The sequence below is a fragment of the Streptomyces sp. NPDC005752 genome, from assembly GCF_040630715.1.
Classification (GTDB): Bacteria; Actinomycetota; Actinomycetes; order Streptomycetales; family Streptomycetaceae; genus Streptomyces.
Map to the genome: position 1 here is coordinate 18,204 of NZ_JBEXYB010000002.1, position 12,548 is coordinate 30,751.

The following is a 12,548-nucleotide window of genomic DNA, read 5'->3' on the forward strand; positions in this document are numbered from 1 at the left end:
GCAGCACGAAGCGGCCGGTCCCGCCTCCCGCCCGAGGGCAGGGAGCCGGGACCGGCCGGTGGGGCGGGGCGTCAGCGCTGGGAGAAGACGGCGACCGTGCGCCCCGGCACGGTGAAGCCGCCCGACTTCCGTTCGTACGAGGACTTCTTGACCGTGCCGTCCGCGCCTGCCGTCTGGACGGGGTGGAGGGCGTACTCCTTGCCCGCCAGCCCGGGGACGTCCTGGGTCTGCGTGCCAGGGGTGGCGTTCATGACGACGACCAGCTTGCCCAGGCGCATCGTGATGACTCCGGGCGTCTCCTCCTTGCCGGAGAGCGGGAAGGACAGGGTGTCCTGGACCTGCCCGGCTGTGGCGAGACCGAATTCCTTCTCGGTGGTGCGGATCGTGAGCAGGTCCTGGTACGCGGCGGACGCGCCGGTGATCTGCGCGCACCCGGGGTTGAGCGCGGCGGAGGCCAGCAGCGGCTTCCCGTACGACCACTTGTCCTTGTTGTCGGCGGCGGGCGGCAGTCCCCGGCCGAAGCCGTTGCCCTTGCGGCAGTCCCAGTGCAGCGCGTTGAACCAGTCACCGCTGTCGTAGGAGTTGCGGTCCAGCGACTTGGAGCGCAGGAGGTCGGTGCCGGCCTGGGAGAGCGCCGGTCCCTGGGAGAGCGCGGCGGTCGCCATGGCCAGGACCTGCATGCGGGCCCGGTCGGCCGCCGTGGTGTCCGCCGGGAGCTTGAACGCGAGGGCGTCGTAGAGGGTTTCGTTGTCGTGGGCGTCGGCGTAGGCGAGCGCGTCACCGGGCACCGCCGCGTATCCGGCGGGGGCGCCGTTGTAGTCGACGGCCGATCCCTTGAGCGTGCGGCCCTGGGTGTCGGTGAAGGTGTAGTCGGCGAGGTTGCCGGTGAGGCCGACCTTGATCAGGTCCTGGTAGTGGAGCAGCCGGGCCTTCTGTTCGGCCTCGGTGCCGTTGTCGGCGGAGGTGTTGGGGTCGGTGTAGAGGCCGGAGGCGAAGCCCTGGACGCCGGGGTCCTCGTCGAAGGGGCCGCCGCCGCGCACGGCGTCGCGGGCCCGGTCCGAGAACGTGGCGATGCCGGTGCCGGCCATGTTCTTCTGGGTGGCCTGGACGAAGCGGGCGTCGTCGGCGATCTCGCCGAAGTTCCAGCCCTCGCCGTACAGGATGATCTTCTTGCCGTCGACACCGTCCTCGGCGACGGTGAGCTCGTCGAGGGCCTTGCGGACCGCGAGGATGTTGGCCTTGGGGTGGTGCCCCATGAGGTCGAAGCGGAAGCCGTCGACCTTGTACTCCTTGGCCCACGTCACGACGGAGTCCACGACGAGCTTGCCCATCATGGTGTTCTCGGTCGCGGTGTTGGCGCAGCAGGTCGAGGTGGCGACGGTGCCGTCCTCCAGGAGCCGCTGGTAGTAGCCGGGAACGATCTTGTCGAGGACGGACTTGTCGTCCTGGCCGGAGGCGACGGTGTGGTTGTAGACGACGTCCATGACCGTCCGCAGCCCGGCGCCGTTGAGTCCCTGGACCATCTGCCGGAACTCGGTGGTGCGCTTCGTGCCGTCGGGGTCGGAGGCGTAGGAGCCCTCGGGGACGGTGTAGTGCAGCGGGTCGTAGCCCCAGTTGAAGCCGTCCTTCGCGGCGGCTTCGGTGACGCAGCTCTGCTGCTCCTCGGAGTCGGGGGCGTGTGCGGACGGGTCGCAGGCCGGCTTCTGCTGGTCGGACTTCTTCTCCGGGATGGTCCCGATGTCGAAGACGGGCAGCAGGTGCACGTAGCTGGTGCCGGAGTCCGCGAGCTCCTTGAGGTGCTTCATCCCGTCGGAGCGGGTGTCGGTGAAGGCGAGGTACTCGCCGGGGTGCTTCGACGTGCTGTCCGTGACGGAGAAGTCCCGGACGTGCAGCTCCTGGATCTGGGCGTCCCGCAGCGGCACGGCGGCGGGCTTCTTCAGTGCGGACCAGCCGCGGGGCGCGAGCTTCGGGTCCTCGAGGTCGACGGCGAGGCTGCGGGCGGAGTCGGCTGTCAGCGCGGTGGAGTAGGGGTCGGTCACCTTGTTGGTGACCATCTTCTGGACGGTGGGCGCCCAGACCTGGACGGCGTAGCGGTAGGGCTTGCCGTTCCAGCTCTTCTTTCCCGTGACCGACCAGACGCCGGTGCGGTCGTCGCGTCGCATCGGGACGGTCTTCCCGTCGAGTTCGAGCGAGACGGCGCGGGCGGTGGGTGCCCAGACGGAGAGCGTCGGGCTGCCCTTACGGAAGACGGGCCCGAGGGCGGCGGTGCTCGCGGCCTTCCCGTACAGCGTGTCCAGGGCACCCGCGGTCTGTACGCCGGTGGCGGCGAGCAGGGCGCCGTTGGCGGCGCGCTGGGTGGCGATCAGCTGGCCGCGGAGGGACTCACGGACGCGGTCCCGGTCGCGGGTGTCGACGGTGAACGCGGGATAGTCCTTGAGGTGCGGGTACTTCGCCTTCTGCGCGTCGGTGAGCTCGGTGGAGCCGAGCCGCAGCCACTGCCCCTCGTCGGACAGCGCGCCGTCCACGACGGAGATACCGCCGTTCTTCGCGTACACGAGCTGCTGGCTGGTGGCGTCGGTCGCCTTGACCTTCCAGACGACGGTGTTCGCGTCGATCCACTGGGCCTCGGCCTTGGTGAGGTCGGGCGTGGGCACCCCGCCGGCCTGCGGCAGCAGGTAGCCGGACTCGCCGCCGAGCATCCAGACCTCGTGCCCGTGCGAGGCGATGTCGAGGGACTGGTCGCCCGGGAGGTCCTTCTCGTCGCCCTTGTGGAGGATGTAGCTGAGGGAGGTGGCACCGTCGGTGAGCGGGACCTCGTAGGTGACGCCGTAGGCGTCGGTCCTCACGGGCTGCAGGGGCTTCGCCCAGTCCGTCGGGGCGGCGGCACCGGTCCAGGTGTGCAGGCCCCAGCCGTCGTAGTCGCCGTCGGCGCGGTGATAGTGCAGGACGGCCTTGGAGGTGTCCTGCGCCGGGGCCTCGGGAGCCTCGGTGGCCTGCTCGTCCTTGCCCTGCTCGACCCAGACCTGTCCGGTCCTCGCGAGGTCGACGGTGCGCTCGGGACCGTCGGCCGTGCCGTTCTTCTCGACCGTGTACGGGACCGAGGACGCGCCCTCGTCGAGGTCGATCCAGGCGAAGGCGCCGTAGGCGTCACGGCCGACGAAGTCGACGCTCCTGTCACCGGACTTCAGCTGCCAGCCCTCGTAGTCGCCGTCCGCACGCTTGTAGTGGACGACGGCGTGGTCGCGTTCGACGGCGACGGGCTTAGGGGTGGGCGGGGCCTGGCCCGCGGTGGTGGAGGCCAGGGCGCTCGCGGTCCGCCCTGCGCGGTCGACGACGACGGCCTTGTAGCGCAGCGCGGTACCGGCCTTCACCGACTCGTCGAGGTGCTGGGTGACCTTGTACGGGGCGTGGTCGGCGGAGCCGAGGGTGACCCACTTCCCGTTGCCTGTCTGCGCGGCGAACACGACGCGGTTCAGGTCCCCGCCGTCCACGTCGGCGCTGATCTCGACGGTGCCGGTGGCTCCTGCGGCCGGGGCCTGAACGGTGACCGAGGGATTGGCTGCGGGGGCACCGAGCGGCTTGTCGGCGCGGAGCACGATGCTGGAGAGGGCGGGCACCGTGACCTTGACCGTCTTGTCCGCTCCACTTCGCACGGTGCCGGAACCGCCGTACAGAGTCCGGAAGTTCATGGCGGCCGACGCGGTGGGCAGCTCGACGGTCCTCGCCTCGGAGAAGTTGTTCGAGGCGACGACGTATTCGTACGGGCGCTTGGTGTCCGTACGCGAGACGGCGTAGACGGAGTCCTTTGAGTAGCGCTCGGTCTGGGTTCCGTCGCGCAGGGCCGGGTGCTCCCGGGTGAGCTTCGACAGGGCCGCTATGGAGCGGTAGAGCGGGTGGGCGGTGTCGTACGCGTCGGAGGCGTGCGTGCGGTCGGTGCCCAGCTGGTCGTCGTCGAGGTAGTCGGCGGTCTTCGACGCGAAGAGCGTCTGGCGGGAGTCCTTGTCGCCGCCCGCTCCCGTGTAGCCCTGCTCGTCGCCGTAGTAGATCACCGGGTTGCCGCGGCCGAGGAACATCAGCTCGTTGGCGAGGCGGGCGCGGTCCATGAGCTCGGCGTCGCCGGCCTGCGGGTTGTCCTGCTTCAGGAAGGTGCCGAACCGGCCCATGTCGTGGTTGCCGAGGAAGGTCACCTGCTCGTAGGCGTTGGCCTTGTCGGTGGTGTACCGGTAGTCGTCACCGTAGACCGCGGCGAGTTTCGAGGCGGGGGCGCCCTGGGATGCGTACTGCCGGGCGGCTTCCTGGAAGGGGAAGTCGAGCGTCGCGTCGAGCCTGCCCCGCGTCACGTAGGGGGAGGTGACCGCGGTGTCGGCGGAGTAGACCTCGCCGAACATGAAGAAGTCGTCGCGGCCGCGCTTCGCCGCGTAGTCGTCGAGGACGGTGGCCCACTGGGTCCAGAAGTCCATGTCGACGTGCTTGACGGTGTCGATACGGAAGCCGTCGATGCCGAAGTCGCGGACCCACTTCTCGTAGATCTTCTCCATGCCGGAGACGACCTCGGGGCGCTCGGTCCACAGGTCGTCGAGCCCGGAGAAGTCGCCGTACTCGGTGGACTCGCCCGCGTAGGTCGAATCGCCCCTGTTGTGGTACATCGTGGTGTCGTTGAGCCAGGCCGGGACCTTCTTGCCCGTGTTCACCGGGGTGTACGGGAAGGAGTCGGCGTCCACCTTGCCGACGCCCCGGGTGTCGTCGAACGGCCGGCCGTCCTCGTCGAGGTACGGGAAGGCGCCCTTGGGCTTGTAGCCGTACTTCTTCTCGGCGTAGTCGACGGTGTCGGCGGTGTGGTTGGTGATGACGTCGAAGAAGACCTTCATGCCCTTGCCGTGGGCCTTGTCGATCAGCTTCGTCAGGTCGGCGTTGGTCCCGAAGTGCGGGTCGACCTGGGTGAAGTCGGTGATCCAGTAGCCGTGGTAGCCGGCCGACGCGTTGTCCCCCGTGCCCTGGACCGGCCGGTTCTTGAAGATCGGGGCGAGCCAGATCGCGGTGGTGCCGAGGCCCTTGATGTAGTCGAGCCGCTGGGTGAGGCCCTTGAGGTCGCCGCCCTGGTAGAAACCCTTGTCCGTGGGGTCGAAGCCCGTCTCCATCCGCGAACCGGTCAGTCCGCCGCGGTCGTTGGAGGTGTCGCCGTTGGCGAAGCGGTCGGGCAGCACGAAGTAGAACTGCTCGCGGGTCAGGTCGTGCCTGGCCGGCTCCTTCGCGAGCTTCGCGTCCGAGGGAGGGGACGGAGGTCTGGGCGCGGCGGACGCGGAGGCCGCCGGCACGACGGGGAGAAGCGCCGCGCACAGTGCGGCTACGGCTCCCCGCCGGAGGGTGGTTCGGGACACGGGCGGGTACTCCTCGGCTTTCGGGGTTCTGGCGATGTGGAGCGGGTGCGGGCCGGGGACGCACACCCTCGCGCCCCCGGCCCGCGACGAACGGGGTCAGCTGCGCCAGACGTCGGCGGTCAGCGCGGCCTTGCCGGAGGACGGCACGGTGGCGGTGCGGTTGGCGCCGCCCTCCCACGTGACGTTGCCCGCGGCGTCCTTGCGGAGGTACTTGTACTCGAACACCGTGCCCGCGGGCAGGCCGACGTCGAGCTTCCAGACGGGGTACGTCGCCGGGTCCAGCTTCAGCGCGCTGCCCGGGGCCCAGTTGCCGAGGGCGGCCTGGTTGCCGGTGACGTAGATGTTCTGGCCGGACTGGGTGGTGGCGTTGACGCCGAAGGAGGCGCCGGACTGACCGGTACCCGGGTCGGGGGTGGTTCCGCCGCCGGTGCAGGTACGAGCGTTGACGTGCAGGGCCACGGCGGTGTTCGCACCGAGGGTGGCGGTGAACTGCCCGGAGCCGTTGACGGTGACGCCCTTGCCGGACTGGACGTCGCAGTAGTCACCGGAGGGCAGCGACGTCTGGAAGGTCCGGGTCAGCGAGGAGCCCTCGTGGTTGATGGCGACGTACGCCTTGGAGCCACGGCCGAAGGCGATCTGGTCGCCGCCGTTGTCCCACCAGTTCGAGACGGCCTGGCCGCGGGCGGCGTTACGGAAGCCGACCATGGAGGAGATCTCGCGCCAGGCGTGCTGGCACTTCCAGCCGTCGCTGTAGCAGGCGTTCACCTGACCGCCGTTGGGCGGGCCGGCGTCCTTGTCGGTCCACTCGTAGCCGGAGTGGACGTCCGGGGAGCCGTAGGGGTAGGCCAGCATGAAGACGCTCGCCAGCGTGTAGTTGGCGCCGTCCTTGTAGTTCAGGGTGTCGCCGCCGCGCTCGGTGTCGTGGTTGTCGACGAAGACCGCCGACTTGCCCGACTCCATGAAGCCCCAGCCCTCACCGAAGTTCTTGAGGTAGGCGAGGTTCTCGTTGTTGAAGACCTGCTTGAGACCGCGGCCGTAGCGGAACTCCTGGACGTCGCCGCTGCCGAGGTACTCCGAGGGGGAGACGGCCTCTCCGGCCCCGTGGATGGCCTCGTGCTTCCAGTACACGCCGGGCTTGCTGAGCCGGGACTTGATGTTCGTGAGGTCGGCGGCCGGCATGTGCTTGGCCGCGTCGATGCGGAAGCCGTCGACACCTAGGGAGAGCAGGTCGTTGAGGTAGCCGGCGATCTTGCCGCGTACGTAGTCCTCGCCGGTGTCCAGGTCGGCGAGCCCGACCAGCTCGCAGTTCTGGACGTTGACCCGGTCGCCGTAGTTGCTGATCTGCGACTGGCAGTCGTTCATGTCGTTGACCGAATAGATGCCCGGGTAGTTGTACTTGGAGTACGACGAGCCGCCCGTGCCGGTGCCCGAACCGGCCGACATGTGGTTGATCACGGAGTCGGCTATGACCTTGACGCCTGCGGTGTGACACGTGTTCACCATGCTCGCGAAGGCCGTTCGGTCGCCGAGACGGCCGGCGATCTTGTAGCTGACGGGCTGGTACGAGGTCCACCACTGGCCGCCCTGGATGTGTTCCTGGGGCGGCGAGACCTGGACGTAGCCGTAACCGGCCGGCCCGAGGCTGTCGGTGCATGCCTTGGCGACCGAGGCGAACTTCCACTCGAACATCACCGCGGTGACGTCCTTCTCGCCGGGCGGTGCGGCCTGGGCCGCGCCGGCGGTGCCGAGCCCGGCGGGGATGGCGAGCACGGCGGCGCTCATGGTGAGGGCGAGCGCGCCGGACAAGGGCCTGCGTGCCATGACGTTCCTCCTGCGGTGGGGGAAGTGCGGGGATGGCGGAGCAGCCTCCATGGCAACGCGCCGTGCCCTCAAGGCTTGTGAAGGTTCTTGCAGCAAGGATGCAAAACCCTGTGTGCGGCAGACCGTACGAGTCTGACCTGCCCTGGTCAACCCCCCGGACATCACGCGATCACGTCCCGCTCACATCCTCGAAATCCCGGAGATTTCTTCCTGCAAGGCCTTACGCAAAATATTGCGGTGCTGTTAAGTTCATCCCGACTCCGGCCCGGCCGGCCGGGGGTCCGGTCCGCCGGATCCCACGCGCCCGTCCGGCCGGGCCGGTCACGCCACGGAGAGGCCCGGACGTCGCTTCCCCGCCGGCCCATCCCGGGCCGACTTCCGGGCCTCTCCCGCGCGTGCCGCCCATGCCGAGGGGTCGTCCTGCGCGCCTTTCCCCAACTCACCTGGCGCAGGCGCGATTCCGTCGGCGGCACCTCCCCTCGAGCCATGCCGGACCAACAGGAAACGCGCCTCCGGTGCGGGCCTGACCGGGCATTACACTCACCACCTATGTGGCCAGGACAGCAGTCGCCCTCCGGACAGCCGAACCCGCAGGACGGATACCCCCGTCCGGATTCCACGCAGCCTGCCCCGGGCCTGCACTACGCACCTACGGTCGGCATGGGCGCGCCCGAACCGCCCCGTCGCCGCCGGAACCGGACCGCTGTCGCCGCCGTGGCCGCTGCCACGGCCGTCGTCGTGGCGTGCGGAGTGACCGGCTTCCTGGTGCTCCGCGGTAACGGGGACGACGCGGCCGACGCGAAGCCGGGGGCGACGGACTCGGCGAGCACCGGGGACAAGGACAGGCGTTCGACCGAAGGCGGTTCCGGTCCTCTCGTCCCCGGCTGGAACACAGTGGTCAACGCCAAGCGCGGCATCACCTTCGATGTACCGGCCACCTGGGCGCGGCAGTCCGCGGACTGGGTCAGCTACGTCGCGGAGGACAGCGACCCGGAGGAGAAGCCGCTGGTCGCGATGATGGCCCCGGCGGTCCTCAAGGAGAAGTGGTGCACGTCCGACGACGACAAGGACGGTGCCGAGGACGACACCCCGCTCGCGTCGACGGGCACCACCGGGGAAAAGGGCGCGCGGAGCGCCGCCGAGGCTGCCGAGGACACGGCGAAGAAGTGGGTCTACGGCGGCTACACCCAGCCCGACAGCACACACCTGGAGATCGGTGAGGCCGAGTCGTACCGGACGAAGTCGGGTGTCGAGGGCAGCCTCGTGACCGTCACGTCCGACGGAGCGCCGGCGAAGGGCAAGTGCGGCACCGACGGCAAGGCGGTGACGTTCGCCTTCAAGAACGCGGAGGGCAAGTTCGTGTCGTGGACCTATGTCGGGGCGCACGGGGTGTCCGACGAGGTGTCCGACGCCACGATCCGCGAGATCCTCAGCACGGTACGGCTCTTCGAAGAGGGCGACGGTCAGGGCTGAGGGGGCCGTGCCCTGCGGTGAAGTGGCGCACGGCGTCGGAGGGGCCCCGGGGGGCGGCTACGCTCTTGCCGGTCAGTGACGAGCCGAGGAGTGAAGAGTGCGCGACGCCGCCGTGACGCCCGGAGGGGACAGGATCCGCTGGGTGGAGCTGCCCGGACAGGAGCCGGCCCGTGTCTATGTGCACGGCCTCGGCGCGACCTCTCCCGCCTACTTCGCACAGTCGGCCGCCCACCCGCTGCTCACCGGCCGCAGGTCGCTGCTCGTCGACCTGCTGGGGCACGGCATCAGCGACCGGCCGGCCGACTTCGACTACAGCCTCGAATCACACGCCGACACGCTGGCCGCCGCCCTGACGTACGCGGGCGTCACGGGCGCGGAGTTGGTCGCGCACAGCATGGGTGGTTCGGTCGCCGTGGTCCTGGCGTCCCGTCACCCGCGCCTGGTGTCACGCCTCGTTCTGGTGGACGCGAATCTCGACCCTTTGACGCCGGTACCCGGCGCCCCGGGGAGCAGCGGGATCGCCGCCCTCTCCGAACCCGACTTCCTGGCGGGCGGCTGGCAGGACATCCGCGACCTGGCGGGCCCGCACTGGTGGTCCACGATGCGCCTGACCGGCCTGGAGGCCCTCCACCGCAGCGCCGTACACCTCACCCGGGGGACCACTCCCATGATGCGTGAGCTGCTGGTGGAGCTGGGCATTCCGCGAACGTTCCTGTACCCGCAGCCCGACGGCCCACCCGCCGGGACCGACGCGCTCACCGGAGCCGGTGTGCGCGTGGTCCCGGTCCCGGACTGCGGGCACAACATCATGCTGGACCAGCCGGACGCGTTCGCAAGGGAGACCGCTGCGGCGCTCTCGGCGGACGGCTGAGGGTCAGCGGCCTGTTGGTTCCTCCGCGCCGAAGATCTCTTCGGCGGTGGTGGCATGAACCGCACGGATCAGCCACGTGCGGGCCAGTTCCGAGTCGGTGCAGGTGGTGAGCTTCTCGCGAGTGGCGTCGGTGATGTCGATGCCACGTGCACCGAGGAGGATCAGGATGCTCTCGCCGCGAGCTTGGGCGCGGCCCTGGGCGCGGCCCTGGGCGCGGCCCTCCTCCCGGATCTCCTCGGAGAGTGGCGAGATGTAGAAGGAAAGATCAGCCACCAGGTTCCTCCATCGTTGTCCGAGCGGAACCGATGCCGGCAGCCCGCGAAGGGCAACCGGCATCGGAACGACGTCATCGATCGGCGGAAGTCGCCTCGCCGAAGATCTCGTCAGAGGTGGTGACGATCGCTGCGCGCAACAGCCATCGACGGAGGCGCTCCGGGTCATCGCAGGTGGTGACCTTGTCGCGGGTGGCGTCGGTGATCTCGATGCCACGTGCGCCGAGGATGAGCAGGACGTCCTCGGCGCGACTCTCGACGCGGCCCTCGACGCGGCCCTCATCCCGGATTTCTTCGGAGAGCGGCGAGGTGTAGAAGGAGAGATCCACGGCCACCAGGTTCCTCCACTGTTGTGCGGCGGGGCGGTTGCCCAGGCCTTGTGCGATGAGTTCGACGAAGGGTTCGGCGATCGATTCCGGTGTGTCGCGCAGGGCGACCGACATCGTCTTCAGTATGGCATCGACGTCCGGATTGTCTGCGTGTGTAATCGCGGAGAGTGTGGCGAGCGCGAGGTCCTTCCGGGCTTCGGCCACGTTCGTGATGACGGGCATGTTGTGGGGGCCCGCCACCAGGGGGCGAGTGGTGACGGTCGGCCATTGGGGCAGGCCGATCGTGAGGGGCCGGGCCGCCCACGCGGCGGTCGCGTGATCCTGGCAGATCACGAGGAGCAGCACGGGGAGCCGGTACTTGTTGTTGAGGTAGGTGACGTAGTAGGGCCAGCTGGCTGTTTTGCCGGGGTCCTTCTTGCCCTGGGCTTCGACGATGAGGAGGAAGGGCCCGTCGTGCTGCGTCTCGATGCGCAGGAGGGTGTCGACACGTCGTTCGAGCGGCTCGTTCTCGGTGAGGTCGACGGTCAGTGGCGCTGCCGACGCGAGGGGCGGGAGTTCGAGCCCGAGGACTTCGGGAAGCCTGGAGAACAGGCCCGGCTCTTTTTGAAAGATGCGGTGCATCGCTTCGTGCGGTGCGCTGACCATGGGTTTCCGTTCGGGATTAGGCGGCTGTGGACAGGTCGGTGCGGCAGTCCCGGCAGTGGCCGGGGTGCCGCGAGCGGAAGGCGCGGTCGCAGTGGTCGCAGTTCTGGAGCGGGATCACGATCGCGCCGGGGCGTGTGGGCGGTACGAGGTCCTGGGCACCGGGGAGCGGCGGTGGCAGAAGGGCGGTGATGCGGTGCCGCAGGAGCTTGGCGGGGTGGTTGAGCGGCACGGGGAGGTCGGCGGTGAGGGCGTGCCGGACGGTGTCGGGGTGGGCATCGCGCTCGAGCCAGGTGACGACGCCCGGGACGAGTACGCGGATGTCGGTCTCGGACAGCACCAGTCGGGGCGCGTGACGTCGCAGGTCGGAGAGGAGTGCGGCGGCAGTGCGCTGGAGCTCAGGGGTGCACGCCTGCGGCTGCGGGAGCGGTACGGGTGCTGCTGTGCGGGCGGTAGGGGGCGGGACGAGGACGGCGGCGGGCTGTGGTGGGGGTGGGGCGGGCGGCGAGATCACCGGGGCGGGCTCGGCCGTACTGCGCGCGGACCGAGGCCGAGGGGCCCTGGCGGCGAGGGCGTCCGCGCCCGGCTGGTTGTACGAGACCGTGCGCGTCACGATCCGCCCGTCACCGAGGCGTACGCGGCTGCGGTGCAGGTAACCGGCCGCCTCCAACTCCCTCAGGGCGGCGGCAATCCGGGTCTCGCTCTCCGGGAAGCGTTCGGCGAGGCGCTTGATGCCGATCCTCGCTCCGGCCGGCAGCGACTGGATGTGCACGGCCAGGCCGATCGCGACGAGGGAGAGGCCGCGGCGCTGGGCGAGGTGGTTGCCGATGACGGTGAAGCCTGCAGTGTGCCGGACATTGACGTGGATGACGCCCGATCCGGCGGGCTGAGCGCCCGGAGGCGCGCTAATCTGCTGGGTACCCATCAGGAAGCTCCGAACTTCCTCGGTGGTCAGGCCCTCGCTCGGGATGTCAGTCCCGGCGGGGGCCGTCTCATGTCTGTGGTGGTCGAGGCGAGCATATGCCCGACAACATGTGCCAAATCCAGTTCAGTTGCTCTTTGTCACCCGAGTGAGTGACGAAGCATGAACTACGGCGGGTTGGGTGGGGAGGGGTGATTTCCCCACGTTCTTAAAAGCTTTAGACATCGTGGGCAGCCGCGTCGCGGCTCACCGGGTCGTGGGTCCCCGCGACCCGGTGGCGACGGTCACGGTGCGAGGTCGACCTCAGCCCAGACCGTCTTGCGCGGGGCGGGCCCGACGTCGATGCCCCAGCGGTCCGCGAGCGCCCCGACGATCAGCAGGCCGCGCCCCGACTCGGCTTCACCGCCGGGCAGATCGAGGGTTCCGGGCGCGGGAGGCAGCCGGTCGCCCCGGGCGTCGGTCACTTCGATACGGAGGAGCGCATCGCGGAGGACTGCGAGGCGCAGCCGGAAGTCCCGGCCTGCTACACGGCCGTGAACGGTGGCGTTGGTGGCCAGCTCGGCGACGATGTGCGCGGCCGACTCCATGGGGAGTCCCCAGTGGGTCAGATGCGCCGTGGTGAGCAGGCGAGCGAGCCGGGCGCCCCGGCGGGTGGGAGAGAGCAGCACGGTGAACTGCCGGGTCGGAACGGAATGTTCGGTTCGGGTGATTTCTTGGGTCACGTCACTCAGCGTGGCCTTTTTTGCTTACCGTGAAGAGGGGAAAGCCGGTTACGTACGGTGATTGTCCCGTCCTTGTCCAGTGCTGTCCCGGCTGTCCTGGGTGACTGCCCGGGGATTA

The 12,548-nt window shown here is 69.5% G+C and carries 8 protein-coding genes; 2 read left to right on the plus strand and 6 right to left on the minus strand.

Going from position 1 to position 12,548, the window contains the following annotated elements:
* Positions 1-71 precede the first annotated feature (71 nt).
* Positions 72-5,378: a pullulanase-type alpha-1,6-glucosidase gene (gene pulA, locus ABZ441_RS01775; protein WP_358966845.1), complete on the minus strand. Its 5,307-nt coding sequence runs from the start codon at positions 5,376-5,378 to the stop codon at positions 72-74.
* Positions 5,379-5,474: 96 nt separating this feature from the next.
* The gene (locus ABZ441_RS01780; protein ID WP_358966848.1) at positions 5,475-7,199 is read right to left on the minus strand and encodes a carbohydrate-binding module family 20 domain-containing protein; all 1,725 of its coding nucleotides are present in this window, start codon (positions 7,197-7,199) and stop codon (positions 5,475-5,477) included.
* 660 nt (positions 7,200-7,859) lie between these two features.
* On the opposite strand from ABZ441_RS01780, the gene ABZ441_RS01785 reads away from it, so the two are divergent.
* Positions 7,860-8,672, plus strand: a complete 813-nt coding sequence (locus ABZ441_RS01785) for a hypothetical protein (RefSeq protein WP_358967521.1) — start codon at positions 7,860-7,862, stop codon at positions 8,670-8,672.
* A 97-nt stretch (positions 8,673-8,769) separates the two neighbouring features.
* Positions 8,770-9,543, plus strand: a complete 774-nt coding sequence (locus tag ABZ441_RS01790) for an alpha/beta hydrolase (protein ID WP_358966850.1) — start codon at positions 8,770-8,772, stop codon at positions 9,541-9,543.
* Between the two features lie 3 nt (positions 9,544-9,546).
* On the opposite strand, the gene ABZ441_RS01795 is transcribed toward ABZ441_RS01790, so the two are convergent.
* The 4 genes from ABZ441_RS01795 to ABZ441_RS01810 form a co-directional block, all read right to left on the minus strand.
* Entirely contained in the window at positions 9,547-9,816 is a 270-nt protein-coding gene (locus ABZ441_RS01795; protein WP_358966853.1) for a hypothetical protein, read from the minus strand.
* 73 nt (positions 9,817-9,889) lie between these two features.
* Positions 9,890-10,789 (minus strand): hypothetical protein, encoded by a 900-nt coding sequence (locus tag ABZ441_RS01800; RefSeq protein WP_358966856.1) that lies wholly within the window; start codon positions 10,787-10,789, stop codon positions 9,890-9,892.
* 16 nt (positions 10,790-10,805) lie between these two features.
* Positions 10,806-11,711: a helix-turn-helix domain-containing protein gene (locus ABZ441_RS01805; protein ID WP_358966859.1), complete on the minus strand. Its 906-nt coding sequence runs from the start codon at positions 11,709-11,711 to the stop codon at positions 10,806-10,808.
* Between the two features lie 281 nt (positions 11,712-11,992).
* The gene (locus tag ABZ441_RS01810; protein WP_358966862.1) at positions 11,993-12,430 is read right to left on the minus strand and encodes an ATP-binding protein; all 438 of its coding nucleotides are present in this window, start codon (positions 12,428-12,430) and stop codon (positions 11,993-11,995) included.
* Between the last annotated feature and the right edge of the window lie 118 nt (positions 12,431-12,548).